At 67.0% G+C, this 16,765-nt stretch carries 15 protein-coding genes and 2 tRNA genes; 11 read left to right on the top strand and 6 right to left on the bottom strand.

The window, feature by feature from the left end; translation table 11 throughout:
- Positions 1–135: 135 nt before the first annotated feature.
- Positions 136–1,311, bottom strand: coding sequence for an MFS transporter (locus NS1_RS20340; protein WP_062986961.1), 1,176 nt, complete (start codon positions 1,309–1,311; stop codon positions 136–138).
- A gap of 303 nt (positions 1,312–1,614) precedes the next feature.
- Between NS1_RS20340 and NS1_RS20345 the strand changes: the two genes are divergently transcribed.
- The 4 genes from NS1_RS20345 (at position 1,615) to NS1_RS20360 (ending at position 4,247) form a co-directional block, all read left to right on the top strand.
- Complete coding sequence (locus NS1_RS20345; RefSeq protein WP_056811986.1) at positions 1,615–2,388, top strand: fumarylacetoacetate hydrolase family protein; 774 nt, start codon at positions 1,615–1,617, stop codon at positions 2,386–2,388.
- 19 nt (positions 2,389–2,407) lie between these two features.
- The gene (gltX, locus tag NS1_RS20350) at positions 2,408–3,883 is read left to right on the top strand and encodes a glutamate--tRNA ligase (protein ID WP_062986898.1); all 1,476 of its coding nucleotides are present in this window, start codon (positions 2,408–2,410) and stop codon (positions 3,881–3,883) included.
- A gap of 192 nt (positions 3,884–4,075) precedes the next feature.
- A tRNA-Gln gene (locus tag NS1_RS20355) sits at positions 4,076–4,147 on the top strand.
- Between the two features lie 27 nt (positions 4,148–4,174).
- Positions 4,175–4,247, top strand: a tRNA-Glu gene (locus NS1_RS20360).
- Between the two features lie 51 nt (positions 4,248–4,298).
- Here the strand turns inward: NS1_RS20360 and NS1_RS20365 are convergent.
- The gene (locus NS1_RS20365) at positions 4,299–5,000 is read right to left on the bottom strand and encodes an IclR family transcriptional regulator (RefSeq protein ID WP_062986899.1); all 702 of its coding nucleotides are present in this window, start codon (positions 4,998–5,000) and stop codon (positions 4,299–4,301) included.
- A 63-nt stretch (positions 5,001–5,063) separates the two neighbouring features.
- Here NS1_RS20365 and leuC point away from each other — a divergent pair, with 63 nt between their 5' ends.
- The 3 genes from leuC (at position 5,064) to NS1_RS20380 (ending at position 7,935) form a co-directional block, all read left to right on the top strand.
- Positions 5,064–6,488: a 3-isopropylmalate dehydratase large subunit gene (gene leuC, locus NS1_RS20370; RefSeq protein WP_056811977.1), complete on the top strand. Its 1,425-nt coding sequence runs from the start codon at positions 5,064–5,066 to the stop codon at positions 6,486–6,488.
- A gap of 34 nt (positions 6,489–6,522) precedes the next feature.
- Positions 6,523–7,131, top strand: a complete 609-nt coding sequence (gene leuD / locus NS1_RS20375) for a 3-isopropylmalate dehydratase small subunit (RefSeq protein ID WP_056811976.1) — start codon at positions 6,523–6,525, stop codon at positions 7,129–7,131.
- A gap of 156 nt (positions 7,132–7,287) precedes the next feature.
- Complete coding sequence (locus NS1_RS20380) at positions 7,288–7,935, top strand: HU family DNA-binding protein (protein WP_056811975.1); 648 nt, start codon at positions 7,288–7,290, stop codon at positions 7,933–7,935.
- A gap of 121 nt (positions 7,936–8,056) precedes the next feature.
- On the opposite strand, the gene NS1_RS20385 is transcribed toward NS1_RS20380, so the two are convergent.
- The 3 genes from NS1_RS20385 to cofC form a co-directional block, all read right to left on the bottom strand.
- On the bottom strand, positions 8,057–9,004 hold the full coding sequence (locus NS1_RS20385; RefSeq protein WP_062986900.1) for an NUDIX hydrolase: 948 nt from the start codon (positions 9,002–9,004) through the stop codon (positions 8,057–8,059).
- Positions 9,001–11,169 carry an RNA degradosome polyphosphate kinase gene (locus NS1_RS20390; RefSeq protein ID WP_062986901.1) on the bottom strand — a complete coding sequence of 723 codons (2,169 nt, stop codon included), beginning with the start codon at positions 11,167–11,169 and terminating at the stop codon, positions 9,001–9,003. Before NS1_RS20390 ends, NS1_RS20385 begins: the two co-directional genes overlap by 4 nt.
- Positions 11,170–11,241: 72 nt before the next feature.
- On the bottom strand, positions 11,242–11,913 hold the full coding sequence (gene cofC, locus NS1_RS20395) for a 2-phospho-L-lactate guanylyltransferase (RefSeq protein WP_056811967.1): 672 nt from the start codon (positions 11,911–11,913) through the stop codon (positions 11,242–11,244).
- Between the two features lie 31 nt (positions 11,914–11,944).
- On the opposite strand from cofC, the gene NS1_RS20400 reads away from it, so the two are divergent.
- Positions 11,945–12,940: an NAD(P)H-dependent glycerol-3-phosphate dehydrogenase gene (locus NS1_RS20400; RefSeq protein ID WP_056811965.1), complete on the top strand. Its 996-nt coding sequence runs from the start codon at positions 11,945–11,947 to the stop codon at positions 12,938–12,940.
- Between the two features lie 44 nt (positions 12,941–12,984).
- On the top strand, positions 12,985–14,076 hold the full coding sequence (locus NS1_RS20405) for a D-alanine--D-alanine ligase family protein (protein WP_062986962.1): 1,092 nt from the start codon (positions 12,985–12,987) through the stop codon (positions 14,074–14,076).
- Between the two features lie 69 nt (positions 14,077–14,145).
- On the opposite strand, the gene NS1_RS20410 is transcribed toward NS1_RS20405, so the two are convergent.
- The gene (locus NS1_RS20410; protein ID WP_062986902.1) at positions 14,146–14,922 is read right to left on the bottom strand and encodes a DUF3515 domain-containing protein; all 777 of its coding nucleotides are present in this window, start codon (positions 14,920–14,922) and stop codon (positions 14,146–14,148) included.
- 119 nt (positions 14,923–15,041) lie between these two features.
- Between NS1_RS20410 and NS1_RS20415 the strand changes: the two genes are divergently transcribed.
- Positions 15,042–16,046: a thiamine-phosphate kinase gene (locus NS1_RS20415; protein WP_084503869.1), complete on the top strand. Its 1,005-nt coding sequence runs from the start codon at positions 15,042–15,044 to the stop codon at positions 16,044–16,046.
- A gap of 11 nt (positions 16,047–16,057) precedes the next feature.
- The gene (locus tag NS1_RS20420; RefSeq protein WP_062986904.1) at positions 16,058–16,741 is read left to right on the top strand and encodes a uracil-DNA glycosylase; all 684 of its coding nucleotides are present in this window, start codon (positions 16,058–16,060) and stop codon (positions 16,739–16,741) included.
- The last annotated feature ends 24 nt before the right edge of the window (positions 16,742–16,765 follow it).

The following is a 16,765-nucleotide window of genomic DNA, read 5'->3' on the forward strand; positions in this document are numbered from 1 at the left end:
CTCGCTCCGGCTGAATGTCGGAGCGAGCCTTTGTCATCTGCGGGTAGGAACGGAACTCGTTCGGCGAGTGGGGAATACAGGTGTTCGGCTGTGCCGGAAAGCAATTCGCGGGCCGGGATGCCCCCTGTCGCGCAGCTACTTTCGGGGCCCTCGGGGTACCAAGGGCACCGCTGCCAGAGCGGCGACCGCCGCCAAGGCGTACACCACGGGGAAGCCGGTTGCTGTGATGACGGCACCGAAAAGGGGTGGGACGGCCGCTATTGCGAGGTTCTGGCCGGTGTTCTGGACGCCGAGACCTCGGCCGCTCCAGAACGGGCCCGCGATTTCGGCCACGGCGGTGAAGGCCAAGCCGTTGTCGGACACCGAGATCACCGAAGCCGCGACCATCAACGGGACAGCTGCCCACCACCAGTCGGTCCAGGCGGTGATCGTCAGGGCGGCCATGGCGACCGCGGCGGCGACGGCTACCTGGCGCAGGGGGCCGAGGCGGGAGCCGACGCGGTCCGACCAGGCTCCCGCGCCGATTCTTCCCGCGGCGCCGAGGAACTGGGTGGCGGTCATCAGCGCGCCCGCGGCGGCCAATGACCAGCCCAGGTCGACGTGTAGCCACAGCAGGCCGAAGGTCCACAGGGTGGCCTGGGGGACGACCAGCAGGATCGAGACGCCGTGGATGCGCCACAGGGTGGAGTCCCCGCGATAGGGGTTGGCGCGGTCGGCGGCCTTCGCCGCCGGTCGCGGTGGGTCGACGATGCCGACCAAGCAGCCGATCGCGGCGACACCGGCGATCAGCGCGGGCACGAACAGGGCCGCGGGGATGCCGTGGTGCGCGGCCACCCACGGGATGGTTAGGGCGCCGATGCCGACACCCAGCGGTTGCGCGGTCTGGCGGATACCCATGGCCAGACCGCGCCGATCCGGCGGGAACCAGCCGACGATCACGCGGCCACTGGCGCCGTTGGAGCTGGCAGCGCCGATACCGCCCACGAACAGCAGCACGCCGAACGCGACCGGGTTGTCCACCACGGCCGCGCCGATGCCTGCCGCGAACATCAGCAGCGTTCCCGCTACCAGCACGATGCGTTCGCCGATCCGGTCGACCACGTACCCCCACGCGATCAGGGTGCAGACCAGACCTACGGTCGGTAGTGCCACCAGCGCGCCGGCGGACGCGAGCGAATCGCCACGGGCGGTGAGCGCGGGCAGCAGGAACGGGGTGCCGTGGATGAAGATCGAACTCGAGGTCTGCGCGAAGACGCCGAGGGCGAGCATCGACCAGCGTCTGCCGTCACCGATCTGCGTTACTTCGGCCATCGGCCGCGCGTCTGTCACGATTCTCACCTCGCCGGATTGCACGATTGCATCTCACTATCTGAGATTGATGTCTCATTGCTTGAACATTGATGATCACGCTACACCTGCGACCCGTGGATGTTGCCCACCGGAGAGGTGTCTGACGGGTCACATCACGGCACTAGCGAATCCCGCACGCGGGCAGTGGCTTCGAATCGCACTGGTGTGAGCTTGTCCACACTTTTCCCGAACCGCTATCGAGCGACTCCGGTCGCATCACGGGCGCGTTCGGGCAGGTAGCCCCGTCTCGATAGACTCCGGGGCATGCGCTTAGGTCGAGTTGCCAGTCCCGATGGAGTCGCTTTCGTGAGCATCGAGGGCGACGGAAGCGATGCCGTCGCCAAGGAGATCGCCGAACATCCGTTCGGCTCGCCGACGTTCACCGGGCGGAGCTGGCCGCTGGCCGATATCCGCCTGCTGGCGCCGATCCTGGCGAGCAAAGTGATCTGCATCGGCAAGAACTACGCCGCCCACGCGGCCGAGATGGGCGGCGAGGCGCCGGTGGACCCGGTGATCTTCATCAAACCGAACACCTCGATCATCGGCCCGAACGCATCGATCATCCTGCCGCCCAGCTCTTCTCAGGTCGATTTCGAGGGCGAGCTGGCCGTGGTGATCGGCCGTCCGTGCAAGGACGTCTCGGCGGCGAAGGCATCCGAGGTGATCCTCGGCTACACCGTCGCCAACGATGTCACCGCTCGTGATCAGCAGCGCCACGACGGCCAGTGGACCAGGGCCAAGGGCTACGACACGTTCTGCCCGCTCGGCCCGTGGATCGAAACCGCGCTGGACCCAAGCGATCTGGAGATCACCACCGAAGTCGACGGTGAGGTCCGCCAGCGCAGCCGCACTTCGCTGTTCCTGCACGATATTCCGAAGATCATCGAATGGATCAGCTCGGTGATGACCCTGCTGCCCGGTGACGTGATCCTCACCGGCACACCGGAAGGCGTCGGTCCGCTGCAGGCCGGGCAGAACGTGTCGGTCACCGTCGAGGGCATCGGCACCCTCACCAATCCTGTTGCCACCAAGCGCTGATACAGCGGAGAAGAGAGTCATGACTGAAGTCCGGGTTCGTTTCTGCCCGTCGCCGACCGGCACGCCGCACGTCGGCCTGGTGCGCACGGCGCTGTTCAACTGGGCGTACGCGCGCCACCACGGCGGCAAGTTCGTGTTCCGCATCGAAGACACCGACGCCGCACGCGATTCCGAGGATTCCTACCGCGCGCTGCTCGACGCGCTGCGCTGGCTCGGGCTCATCTGGGACGAGGGCCCCGAGGTCGGCGGACCCTACGAGCCCTACCGGCAGTCCCTGCGCCGCGATCAGCACCTCGACGTGGTGCGCAAGCTGCTCGAGGCGGGCGAGGCGTATGAAGCGTTCTCGACGCCGGAGGAGGTCGAGGCCCGGCACCGGGCGGTCGGTCGCGATCCGAAACTCGGCTACGACAATTTCGATCGCGATCTCAGCGCCGAGCAGATCGCGGCGTACAAAGCCGAGGGTCGCCCCGCCGTGGTCCGACTGCGGATGCCCGACGAAGATCTCGGATGGAACGATCTCGTTCGCGGGGAAACGACCTTCAAAGCCGGTACCGTTCCCGATTTCGCCCTCACCCGTGGCAACGGCGACCCGCTCTACACATTGGTGAATCCGGTCGACGACGCGATGATGCGGATCACCCATGTGTTGCGGGGCGAGGATCTGCTCTCCTCGACGCCGCGTCAGCTCGCGTTGTATGCCGCGCTGCAGCGTATCGGGGTTGCCGAGTTCACACCCGAGTTCGGGCATCTGCCGTTCGTGATGGGCCAGGGCAACAAGAAACTGTCCAAGCGCGACCCGGAATCGAATCTGTTTCTGCACCGCGACCGCGGATTCATCCCCGAGGGTTTGCTGAATTACCTCGCCCTGCTCGGCTGGAGCATCGGCGAGGACCGCGATGTGTTCTCGATGCTGGAAATGGTCGCGGCTTTCGATATTTCCTCGGTGAATTCGAATCCGGCCCGCTTCGATCAGAAGAAGGCCGACGCGATCAACGCCGAGCAGATTCGACTTCTCGAGCCCGGCGATTTCGGTCACCGTTTGCGTGAGTTCCTCACCGCGCAGGGCCACATCGGCGCCGAAATCGACGAGAAGACCTTCCTGGTCGCCGCCGAACTCGTGCAGACCCGCATCGTGGTGCTCGGTGACGCGTGGGACCTGCTGAAATTCCTGTTCGTCGCGCCCGAGGAGTTCGCGATCGACCAGGCGGCGGGCACCAAGAACCTCGGCGCCGAGGCCGACCCGGTGCTCGACGCCGCGATCGCCGCTGTGGAGCCGCTGAGCGAGTGGACCACCCCGGCACTGGAGGAGGCGCTGAAAAAGGCGCTGATCGACGATCTGGGGCTCAAGCCGCGCAAGGCATTCGCGCCGGTGCGGGTCGCGGTGACGGGCTCGCACATCAGCCCGCCGCTGTACGAGTCGATGGAATTGCTCGGCCGCGAGGTCTCGCTCGACCGGCTGCGTGCCGCGCGCGGTTGGGCTCCTGCCGCGCAGTAGCTGTGCGGAGCGGGTGCGGCCACTGCGTCGCATCCGCTCCCAAGGGTGCGAAAACAGCCGAAAAGCGGGTTCTGACCAGGCGATTTGTAGTTTACCCCCTAGTGTTTGGTAATCTTCTCATCGCCGCGGAACACGGCCTCGCAACACCGACAACCACTCGGTGGAGATTGCAAGGTCGGGCGTTTCGGTCTTTGGGGTATGGTGTAATTGGCAACACAGCTGTTTCTGGTACAGCCATTCTAGGTTCGAGTCCTGGTACCCCAGCAAGGTTTCACACTGTGAGATCGTCCTGGCCCCGTCGTCTAGCGGCCTAGGACGCCGCCCTCTCAAGGCGGTAGCGCGGGTTCGAATCCCGTCGGGGCTACAAAGCAAAGTAAGGCTCCCGGTCGAATCCGACCGGGGGCCTTCTTCGTTTCTACAATCGCTTGTGCAATGCCTCGGCGGCCGCGACCAAATCGGCGGCCCAGCGCGCGCCCGGTCTGCGGCCCATTCGATCGATCGGTCCGGATACCGAAACGGCGGCCACGATCATCCCACCGGCATCGCGCACCGGCGCCGACACACTCGCCACACCCTGCGCGCGCTCGGCGGCGCTCTGCGCCCAGCCCCGCTTGCGTACCTCGGCCAGTGCCCGGTCGCCGAACACCGCGTCGGCGAGGACCGTGCGCTGCAACTCGGGATCGGCCCACGCCAGCAACACCTTCGCCGCCGAACCCGCGGTGAGCGGTAGCCGCGAACCGATCGGCACGGTGTCGCGCAGGCCGACCGGCGGCTCCAGCGCCGCGACGCAGACGCGGGCGTGTCCGTCGCGGCAGTACAGCTGGACGCTTTCGCCGGTGATTTCGCGCAGACGGGGCAGAATGGCAGCGGCGGCCTCCACCAGTGGATCGGCCGCCCCCGCCGACAACTCGGTGAGCGCGGGCCCCGGCCGCCACAATCCGTTGCCGTCGCGCGCCAGCAGCCGGTGCGTTTCCAGCCCGACCGCCAGCCGGTGCGCGGTGGCACGCGGCAGGCCGGTGCGGGTGCACAGGTCATTGAGACCGCAGGGCTCGTCGGCGACGGCGTAGAGCACCGCCACGGCTTTGTCGAGAACACCGATACCGCTATGCTGTCTCATAGAACGATACTAACGTCTCAAATGCTGAGATACCAAGTATGCCCGTCGAAAGGTGATCAAGCAATGGCCGAGCGCGCTCGCACACTGGCCGAGAAGGTGTGGGAACAGCACGTCGTCGCCAAAGGCGAAGGCGATGGTTCCTCCCGTGAACCGGACCTGATCTACATCGATCTGCACCTCGTGCACGAGGTGACCAGCCCGCAGGCCTTCGACGGGCTACGCGCGGCGGGCCGTCCGGTGCGCCGAACCGATCTCACCATCGCCACCGAGGACCACAACGTCCCCACCGCCGATATCGACAAGCCGATCGCCGACCCGATCTCGCGCACCCAGGTGGACACGCTGCGCCGCAACTGTGCCGAATTCGGCGTGCGCCTGCACTCGATGGGCGATGTGGAGCAGGGCATCGTGCACGTCGTCGGCCCGCAGCTGGGCCTCACCCAACCCGGCATGACCGTCGTCTGTGGCGACAGCCATACCTCCACCCACGGCGCGTTCGGCGCACTGGCGATGGGCATCGGCACCAGTGAGGTCGAGCACGTGCTCGCCACCCAGACGTTGTCGCTGCGCCCGTTCAAGACGATGGCCATCACCGTCGACGGCGAATTGGCGCCCGGCGTCACGAGCAAGGACCTGATCCTGGCCGTGATCGCCGAGATCGGCACCGGCGGCGGTCAGGGCTATGTGCTGGAGTACCGCGGCGAGGCGATTCGCAAGCTGTCGATGGAAGCGCGGATGACGATCTGCAACATGTCCATCGAAGCGGGCGCTCGCGCCGGCATGATCGGCCCCGACGAGGTGACCTACGAATTCCTGAAGGGCCGCCCGCACGCTCCGCAGGGAGCCGACTGGGATGCCGCAGTGGCCTCCTGGGACGCGCTGGTCACCGAGGAGGGCGCGGAGTTCGACGCCGAGGTCCACATCGACGCGAACACGCTGACCCCGTTCGTCACGTGGGGCACCAATCCCGGCCAGGGCCTGCCGCTGGGCGCGAATGTGCCCGACCCGGCCCAGATCACCGACGAGAACGAGCGTGAATCCGCCGAGAAGGCGTTGCGCTACATGGACCTGACGCCGGGAATGCCGCTGCGTGAGGTGAGCGTGGACACCGTATTCGTCGGCTCCTGCACCAACGGCCGGATCGAGGATCTGCGCGCCGTCGCCGATGTTCTGAAGGGCCGCCAGGTCGCCGACGGCGTGCGAATGCTGGTTGTGCCGGGCTCGATGCGGGTGCGCGCGCAGGCGGAAAAAGAAGGACTCGGCGAGATTTTCACCGCCGCGGGCGCGGAATGGCGTCAGGCGGGCTGCTCGATGTGCCTCGGGATGAATCCTGATCAGCTCGAACCGGGCCAGCGCTGCGCCTCGACCTCGAACCGCAATTTCGAGGGCAGGCAGGGCAAGGGCGGTCGCACGCACCTGGTCTCACCGCTGGTCGCGGCCGCCACGGCGGTCCGTGGAACCCTGTCCTCGCCTGCTGATCTGGCCTGAGCCACCGATCACCACAGATCGAAAGGGAATCGTTATGGAAGCCTTCACCGTTCACAAAGGCATCGGTGTGCCGCTGCGCAGGTCCAATGTCGACACCGATCAGATCATCCCCGCCGTTTACCTGAAGCGCGTGACCCGTACGGGTTTCGAGGACGGCTTGTTCGCCGGTTGGCGTACCGATCCGGAGTTCATTCTCAACAACGAGCCGTTCAACCGTGGCAGCGTGCTGGTGGCGGGCCCGGATTTCGGCACCGGCTCTTCGCGAGAGCACGCTGTGTGGGCGCTGTCGGACTACGGCTTTCGGGTGGTCATCTCGTCTCGTTTCGCAGACATCTTCCGTGGAAATGCGGGTAAGGGCGGGTTGTTGGCCGCACAGATGTCACAGAACGATGTCGAAATGCTCTGGAAGCTGATCGAGGAACAGCCCGGCATCGAATTGGTTGTCGACCTGTCCGCTCGCACCGTCACAGCGGGAACCGTCGTGTTGCCGTTCGATATTGACGACTACACCCGCTGGCGTCTGCTGGAGGGTTTGGACGACATCGGCCTCACGCTGCGACAGGCCGACGTCATCGGCGAGTTCGAAAAGGGAAGGCCGTCATGGAAACCCGTGACGCTGCCGGAGCCTATTTCACGGGCGTAATCAGCTGGGGCGCTTAGGCGGGCTTCCCGGGCGGCGGTAGCTGGACGTGTGCTAAACCACATGAATTTTGGCGTGGCACATAGACTCTTGCTCAAACTGGGTTTACCGTGGTACCTAGTCGGTCCGACGACGGGCCATTAGTCTGCGGAGGATTCAATGAACAAGGCGGAACTGATCGACGTTCTGACCGAAAAGTTGGGTACGGACAGGCGGACGGCTACTGCGGCTGTCGAGAATGTTGTCGACACCATCGTCCGTGCCGTGCACAAGGGTCAAAGCGTCACCATCACCGGATTCGGTGTGTTCGAACAGCGCAAGCGTGCTCCCCGGGTTGCCCGTAACCCCCGTACCGGTGAAACCGTGAAGGTGAAGGCCACTTCGGTGCCTGCCTTCCGACCGGGCGCACAGTTCAAGGCGGTCATCGCGGGTAAGCAGAAGCTGGCCTCGTCCGGGCCTGCCGTCAAGCGAGGCGTGAATGCCCCGGTGGCGGCGAAGAAGGCGGCAGCCAAGAAGACCGCGGCGAAGAAGACCGCGGCCAAGAAGGCGACGCCGTCGAAGGGTCCCGCGAAGACCACGGCCCGCAAAGCCGCCACCAAGGCACCTGCCGCCAAGAAGACCACGGCGGCAAAGAAAGTGACGGCGGCCAAGAAGGCGCCCGCCAAGAAGGTGACGGCGGCCAAGAAGGCGCCCGCCAAGAAGGTCACAGCCGCCAAGACCACGGCGGTCAAGAAGACCACTGCTGCGAAGAAGGCTCCCGCTAAGAAGACTGCTGCTAAGAAGACTGCCGCCCGTCGTGCTCGTTGATCCTGCCGCAGCGGGATCAGGTCGGGGAATGTGCACGTAGGCCGCATCACCCACCACTGGACCGAGAACGGCCCCGGGAATCCCGGGGCCGTTTCGGCTGTTTCGATCCCGTCCGATGGACTCAGGTGGTGACGATTGCCGTCGACAGCGAACGGTCCATATGGTTCGCGGCGACCAATCGGTCCCCGACGAACGACAATGCCCAGACGCTGCCCTTGCGATTGCGTGCCGAGGGCAGCGTGAGCCCGCCCTGCTCGGCCAGCCACTGTGTCAGATCGGGAATCACCCCGCCCTGACTACATACCACCGGCACCCCTCGATCGGTTACCAACGACAGAAATCGTTGCCGCGCGGCGCTTTTCGCTGAATCGTAACCTTTCTCGGAAAACATTGGCTCGCAATTGATTTCGGCGTCGAGCTGTTCCGCCAACGGGGTCACGGTTTGGATGCAGCGCAGTGGATCGGCGGAATAGATCTCGGATGCGCCGAACGCCAACAGATTCGGCGTCAATCCCTTCGCCTGCTGTTCCCCGGAGGCCTCGAGCGGACGCAACTCGTCGGGTCCGTCGAAGTGGTTGCGCTTGCCCGCCTTGGCGTGGCGCACCAGCAGCACCGTGTTGGTGCGGGCGGGCAGCCGAGCGAAGATCCGGACGATCTGGCGATCCATCGGATACGACAACTGGTCCATCACCTCGGCGAGGGGGAACCACCGCATCTGGTCGACTTCGTTGTTGACGGCGAAGTCGCCCTCAGCGGCCTCGGCGGCCCAGTAGTCGACCCGCTTGAGCTGACGGTGGCCCGGGATCGGATAGGTGACATGGCCGAGATAGCGCCCCAGCGTGGCCGGTAGACCGGTTTCCTCGCCTACCTCACGCACGGCCGCGACCACCGGGGTCTCGCCGGGATCGAGCTTGCCCTTGGGCAGCGACCAGTCACCGTATTTCGGCCGGTGGATGACGCCGATCTCCGGGCCGCCAGCGCCCGCACGCCAGAGGACCGCTCCTGCCGCGTGAATATTGGGCCTTACCCGCGGGTCTCGCAACGACGCGTCCTCGCTCTGCGCGCTCATGGCTGGTCGGGGCGACGCAAACGCATGAGGAAGGCCTGGTGGTCACGTACCTGGTCGGCTTCGACATCGGTCGGGCTGGCCTGCCAGGTTCCGTCCGGGAGCAGGATCCAGCAGCGAGTGGCCGGATCGAGCGCGGAATCGAACACCTTCCCGAGTTGGTCGACCAGCTTGGGATCTTTCACCTGCACCATCACTTCGACCCGGCGGTCGAGATTGCGGTGCATCATGTCGGCGCTGCCGATCCACGTCTGTTCCTGCGCGCCGAATTCGATGAGCCGGGAATGTTCGAGGAACCGGCCCAGGATCGAGCGCACCTCGATGTTCTCGCTCAGGCCGGGCACACCGGCGCGCAGGCCGCAGATGCCCCGCACCACGATCTGTACCGGCACCCCCGCCTGCGAGGCGCGGTAGAGCGCATCGATGATCTGCTCGTCGACGATCGCGTTGGCCTTGATCCGGATCCGGGCGGCCGAACCCTGACCGGCCAGCTCGATTTCGCGATCGATCCGCTCGATGATGCCCGCGCGCACGCCGAGCGGCGCCACCATCAGGTTGCGGTAGTCCTCCTTGCGGGAGTATCCGGTCAGCGAATTGAACAGGTCGGTGAGATCGGCGCCGATTTCCGGTGCGGCGGTGAACAGCCCGACGTCTTCGTAGAGCCGTGCGGTCTTGGGGTTGTAGTTGCCGGTGCCGATGTGGCAGTAGCGCCGGATCGTCGAACCCTCGCGACGCACCACCAGGCAGGTCTTGCAGTGGGTCTTGAGGCCGACCAGCCCGTAGACCACGTGCACGCCGGCCTGTTCCAGTTCGCGCGCCCATTTGATGTTGGCCTGCTCGTCGAAGCGGGCCTTGATCTCGACCAGCGCGACGACCTGCTTGCCCGCCTCGGCGGCTTCGATCAGCGAGTTGATGATGGGGGAGTCGCCGGAGGTGCGGTAGAGCGTCTGCTTGATCGCGAGCACCTGCGGGTCGGCGGCGGCCTGTTCGATGAAGCGCTGCACGCTGGTGGAGAAGGAGTCGTAGGGGTGGTGCACCAGCACGTCGCCCTCGCGCAGCGCGGCGAAGACATTGCGCGGAGTCTCGCGCTCGCCGAAGGCCGCCGGGGTGGCGGGCACGTACGGCGCGTCCTTGAGCTCGGGTCGGTCGACGCCGTAGACCTGCCACAGGCAGGACAGGTCGAGCAGTCCGGGAACCTGGATGACATCGGCGGGGTCGACCTCGAGCTCACGTAATAGAAGCTCCAGCATGTGCTCGGTCATGTCGTCGGAGACCTCGAGGCGCACCGGCTTGCCGAAGCGGCGGCGGGCGAGTTCGCGCTCCATCGCCTGCAGCAGGTCTTCGTCGCGATCCTCGTCGACCTCGAAATCGGCGTTGCGGGTGATCCGGAACGAATGCGTCTCCACCACGGTCAGACCGGGGAACAACAGGTCGAGGTGGGCGGCGATGAGGTCTTCCATCGGCAGGAACGCCGCGATCGCCGACGGCGCGCCGGTACGGCGCACACGCACGAAGCGGTCGACGTTGTCGGGCACCTTCACGCGGGCGAAGTGCTCGCCGCCGGTGCCGGTGTCGCGCACGGTCACGGCGAGATTGAGGCTCAGGCCGGAGATGTAGGGGAACGGGTGCGCCGGGTCGACGGCGAGCGGTGTGAGGACCGGGAACACCTGGTCGGTGAAGTAGTTGGAAAGGCGTTGGCGCTCATCGTCGTCGAGATCGCTCCAGCCGATGATGTCGATGCCCTCGGCGGCCAGTGCCGGGTTCACCTCGTGGATGAAGACGTTGGCGTGCCGCTCGGCGAGTTCCTGGGCGCGGGCGGTGATCATCTCCAGCTGCTCCGACGGTGAGCGACCGTCGGCCGAGCGCACCGACAGGCCGGTTTCGGCCCGGCGCTTCAGACCGGCGACGCGCACCATGTAGAACTCGTCGAGGTTGGACGCGAAGATCGCGAGGAACTTGGCCCGCTCCAGCAACGGCAGCGAGGCGTCCTCGGCCAGCGCCAGGACGCGGGCATTGAAGTCGAGCCAGCTCAGCTCGCGGTTGAGGTAGCGATCTCGCGGCAACCGCTGCGTGCTCGCGTCGCCGCCCGAGGCGAGGGCGGCCGCAGGTGGCGGGGAAATCGGGGGCAGCTGCTTGATGGTTTCCGTATCGCTCACGAGATCAATCATCCCTCGAGGAAGGGCCGCCGCGCATCACGACATCGCACGGATCGTTCCGCTCGGTCCGAAGTTGGCGATCACCTAGCACACACTGCGAACGGGATCACTTCTGTGCGGCGAGAATCCGATCTCGCGCAGCGTCGAGGTGGTGAATTCACCGACGCCGAGCGCGCGGACGATCTCCAGATCCTCGGGGGTGTCGACATCGCAGCGCAGGCCTGGCCAGTGCCCGGACAGCGGCACGGCGCCGCCGTCGCGGTGTGCGCGGGCGGAATCGGCGCCGAAGCGGGGCGACAGCAACGCGGCGGTATCGCGGACCAGCAATGCGGCGGTGCCGGTGCCCGTGTGATCTATCACCACCGATCGAGCGCCGACGGCGACGGTGAGCACGTCGGCCAGCTCGGAGGGGCGAAGGGCGGGCAGGTCGGCCTGCAGCGCGAGCAGGTGGGTGGGGCCGTAGCGATCGCGCACGTCGGCGGCGCCGGCGGCGAGCGCGGTATTGAGCGGATCGGCACCGGCAGCGGGTTCGTCGATCACGTGCGCGCCGAGCTCGCGGGCACGGTCGGCGACCAGGGGATCGGGAGTAACCACGGTCAGCGACGACAGCTCGGGCACGGCGGAAGCGGCCACGACAGTGTCGGTGAACATGGCCAGCACGAGCTGGGCGCGCTGCTCGGTGCTCAGCAGGCTCGCCAGCCTGCTCTTGGCCCGGCCGATGTGTTTGACCGCCATCACGGCGTGCACGGTGTGCATGGCTTCGATCCTTGCATGGCATATTGGGCTGATGACGAGGGCGGCGGTTATGGGTGCGGGGTCGTGGGGTACGGCGTTCGCGAAGGTGTTGGCCGAAGCAGGGACCGACGTGACGATCTGGGCCCGGCGCGACGAGGTGGCGCGGGCGCTCGATACCGAGCACCGCAATCCGTTCTACCTACCCGGCGTTCAGCTGCCGCCGGTGCGGGGAACCGATGATCACCGGGTCGCTCTCGACGGGGCCGACCTGGTGGTGCTCGCGGTTCCGTCGCAGTCGCTGCGGGCGAATCTGGACCTGTGGAAGGGCGATATCGGATCCGACGCCACCCTGCTGAGTCTGGCCAAGGGGATCGAGACCGGGACACTGCTGCGGATGAGTCAGGTGATCGCGGAGGTCACCGGGGCCGAGCCGGGACGCATCGCGGTGTTGTCGGGTCCGAACCTGGCGCACGAGATCGTCGAACGTCAGCCCGCGGCGACGGTGATCGCCTGCACCGATACCGAGCGCGCCGGAGTCGCGCAGCGGGCGTGTGCCACCGGATATTTCCGGCCGTACACCAACACCGATGTGATCGGCTGCGAGATCGGCGGTGCGTGCAAGAACGTCATCGCGCTCGCGTGCGGCATCGCTTCGGGAATGGGGCTGGGCGACAACACGGTGGCCAGCCTCATCACGCGCGGGCTCGCCGAGGTGATCCGGCTCGGTGTGGCGCTCGGCGCGCAACCGGTGACGCTGGCCGGGCTCGCGGGCGTCGGCGATCTGGTGGCTACCTGTACTTCGCCGTTGTCGCGCAACCGGTCCTTCGGGTATGCGCTCGGCGCCGGTGGCACGATGACCGCCGCGCAGGAAGCGACCAATGGGCAGGTGGCCGAAGGTGTGAAGTCGTGCACATCGGTGCGGGCCCTGGCCGCCGAGCACGGGGTGGAGATGCCGCTCACCGACGCGGTGCACAGGGTGTGCCATGAGGGGCTATCGGTGAGCGAGGCGGTCGGCAGCCTGCTCGGTAGGCGGATCAAGCCCGAATAAGGGCGATAGCGCCATGGCGGCGAGAACCCACTACGGTGACGTTCATGACGGAACGGATCAGGGTGGCTGTGGTGTTCGGCGGGCGCAGCAGCGAGCACGCCGTCTCGTGTGTGTCGGCGAGCAGCGTGCTGCGCAACCTCGATCCGACGCGCTACGAGGTGGTGCCGATCGGCATCACCCCCACCGGCGGCTGGGTGCTGGCCGACGGGATCGGCGATCTGGCGCTGAGTCACGGTGTGCAACCGCAGGTCGACGCGTCGGGAACCGCCCTCACGCTGGCCGCTGACCCTGGTCGCTCCGGCGCGCTGGTCGCGCTCGACTCGAGCGCCGTGCTCGGCAACATCGATGTCGTGTTCCCGATTCTGCACGGTCCCTTCGGGGAGGACGGCACGTTGCAGGGGATGCTCGAACTTGCCGGGATTCCCTATGTCGGCGCGGGCGTGCTTGCCAGCGCGGCGGGCATGGACAAGGAGTTCACCAAAAAGTTGCTGGCGGCCGAATCGTTGCCCGTCGGCGTGCAGGTTGTGCTGCGTCCCGGCGTCGAAACGCTGGCCGGGACCGACCGGGCCCGGATCGGTCTGCCCGCCTTCGTGAAGCCCGCGCGCGGTGGTTCCTCGATCGGCATCACCAAGATCACCGACTGGGCCGATCTCGATGCGGCCATCGCCGTCGCCCGTGCGCACGACCCCAAGGTGATCATCGAAGCGGGCATCGTCGGACGCGAAGTCGAGTGCGGCGTACTGGAATTCGCCGACGGCGAGGTGCGTGGCAGCGTCGTCTCCGAGATCCGGATGCCCGATGCCGACGCCGCCGCGCCCGAGTTCTACGACTTCGCCACCAAATACCTCGATGACGTGTGCGAATTCGATGTGCCTGCCAAGCTCGACGACGATGTCGCCGACGAGATCCGTGAGCTGTCGGTGCGCGCGTTCCGCGCGCTGGACTGCCAGGGGCTGGCGCGCGTCGACTTCTTCGTCACCGAGAACGGTCCGGTGATCAACGAGATCAACACGATGCCCGGCTTCACGCCGATCTCGCAGTACCCGCGGATGTGGGAAGCCACCGGCATCGACTACCCGACGCTGGTGTCGACGCTGATCGAGACGGCGGTCGCTCGCGGAACCGGTTTGCGGTAGGAGTTCTGTTCGGCCGCAGGGCTTTCGGCGGGGTCGTGCTCGAAAGCCCTGCGGCGCCAGCTTGTTAGCTCAGAGTTCGCCCGGAGTCGGTTCGCGGGCAGGCAGATTCGCAGTGATGATGTCGGACACGTTCTGCACGGCGCTGGTGCCGGAGCCGTCGGGGACGGTCAGGGCGATGTAGGTCTCGCGGTCGACGGCGAACCAGGTGCCGGTCTTGCCGACCTCGTCGCGGACCTGGAACCACTTCACGCCGTCGATCACCGTCAGCGGGGACGCGCGGTTGAATTCGAGGGGACGGTCCAGGCCACAGCGCAGCGTGATCGGGTCGCCGCCGTCGGGGAGCTGCCAGGCACGGGTGGCGGGCGGGCTGGGTTCGACGAGGGTGGCCTTGGTGTAGTCGCCGAGTTCGGCGGGCAGGGCGGGGAGCAGAGCCTGGCAGGCAGGACCGTCGGCGGCGGGGGCAGGCACAGGTCCGAGGGCGAGGGGTTCGCGTTCGACGGGGGCGCGCAGGGCGATGAAGGCGGCGACCAGCACAGCGACGATCAACACGACGGGCAGGGCGACCGCGGTGGCGATGAGCGCGGGGGAGTGCTGCGACTCGAAGTCGTCATCGTAATCGTCATCGTCATCGTCGGAGTCCGCGTCCGGCTCGGCATCGGGGCCGGACGCGGCGTCGGAATCCGCGTCCGAGCCGTCGTCGGCCGGGGCGGAATCCTCGGCGGTCGTGTCGGCTGATCGCGCGGTGGTGGCGGACGTCGGCTCGTCGCCCGACGATGCCGCGTCGGCGGTGGCGGTGTCGTCGGGGGTGCTCGCCTCGTCGCGATCCTCCGGTGTCGAGTCCGCCATAGCTGTGTGGTCCTTCCATTCGCGGGTTCGCCTGCGTCGTCGGTGGTGCCCGATCGCCTTCGAAAGGGTACCGTCGGGGCGATTTCGTCGGTCACCAGCACAGCGGGAAGGGGTCGGTCATCAGCGAGGACAGCCGTCCGCAGACGGTGCGTGAGCTGGGCGAATTCGCCCTGATCGACCGGATCAACGCCGGTCGGGAGCAGGCCGCGCACGTGCTGATCGGACCCGGTGACGATGCCGCGCTGGTCGCCGCGCCCGACGGTCGGTTCGTGGTGAGCACCGACATGCTCGTCGAAGGCAGACACTTCCGGCTCGACTGGTCCTCGCCTGTCGACATCGGCCGCAAGGCCATCGCGCAGAACGCCGCCGACGTGGTGGCGATGGGCGCGCGGCCGACGGCGTTCGTGGTCGCGCTCGGCTGCCCCGCCGACACCCCCGTGTCGGTGATCGAAGGGATCGCCGACGGGATGTGGATCGAGGCGGGCCGCGCCGGGGGGTCCATCGCGGGCGGCGATCTGGTGCGCAGCGAACAACTGGTCGTCTCGGTGACCGCGTTCGGTGACCTCGGTGGGCAGAACGCGATCACTCGATCCGGCGCCGCCGTCGGCGATATCGTCGCGGTGGCAGGCGAACTCGGCTGGTCCGGTGCCGGGCTGGCCGTATTGACCGGTGGCGCGGACACATCCGATCCGGACTTCACCTATGCCCTTGCGACCCATCGTGTTCCGCAACCGCCCTACGCCGCGGTCCTCGACGCCTTCGGCACGCACACCCCGACCGCGCTCACCGATGTCTCCGACGGCTTGCTCGCTGACCTCGGCCACCTCGCCGCCGCCTCGAACGTCGCCATCGACGTCCACCGCGCGGCACTGACCGACCCCGACCTGGACGCCGTCGCGAAATTGCTCGATGCCGATGCGGCGCAATGGATTCTGGCCGGCGGCGAAGACCACGCCTTCGTCGGAACCTGGCCCGCCGGAGTCTCGGTTCCCGCGGGCTGGCGGCCGATCGGCGTAGTAACCGCAGGCAGTGGCGTCACCGTCGACGGCGTGGCGCCCACCGGTGGCACCGGCTGGGAATCGTTCCGTGGGGTGGACGCTACGCCCACCGACGACGAACGATAGGTTGTGCGGTCATGGGTGCGAAACCACTGTCGGAGATCATCGATCCGGGCTGGGCCCGGGCACTGGAGCCGGTCACCGACCGCATCAGTGAAATGGGCGAATTCTTACGTGAAGAGAACGCGGCGGGCCGCGGCTACCTCCCCGAAGGGGAGAACGTACTGCGCGCCTTCCAGCGTCCGTTCGACGCGGTGCGCGTGCTCATCGTCGGCCAGGACCCGTACCCCACGCCCGGCCACGCGATGGGACTGAGTTTCTCTGTCACGCCGCAGGTTTCGCCGGTGCCGCGCAGCCTGTCCAACATCTTCGCCGAATACAGCAAAGACCTCGGCTTCGATACCCCGACCTGTGGTGACCTGAGCCCCTGGTCGGATCAGGGTGTGCTGCTGCTGAACCGAGTACTCACCGTCGCCCCCGGCGCGCCCGCTTCCCATCGCGGCAAAGGCTGGGAAGCGGTCACCGAGCAGGCGATCCAGGCGCTGGTCGCCCGCGACGAGCCGCTCGTGGCCGTGCTGTGGGGCAACGACGCTCGCTCGCTGAAGCCCACCCTCGTCGCCGCCGAGGTGCCCTACGTCGAATCGGCGCATCCCTCACCGCTTTCCGCCTCGCGCGGGTTCTTCGGTTCACGACCCTTCTCCCGGGTCAACGAACTGCTCGACGAACTCGGCGCCGATCCTGTCGACTGGCGGCTGCCCTGACCCGGGGCGTCGTCCGCACCAGAA

Source organism: Nocardia salmonicida NBRC 13393 (genome assembly GCF_001613085.1).
Taxonomy (GTDB): domain Bacteria; phylum Actinomycetota; class Actinomycetes; order Mycobacteriales; family Mycobacteriaceae; genus Nocardia; species Nocardia salmonicida.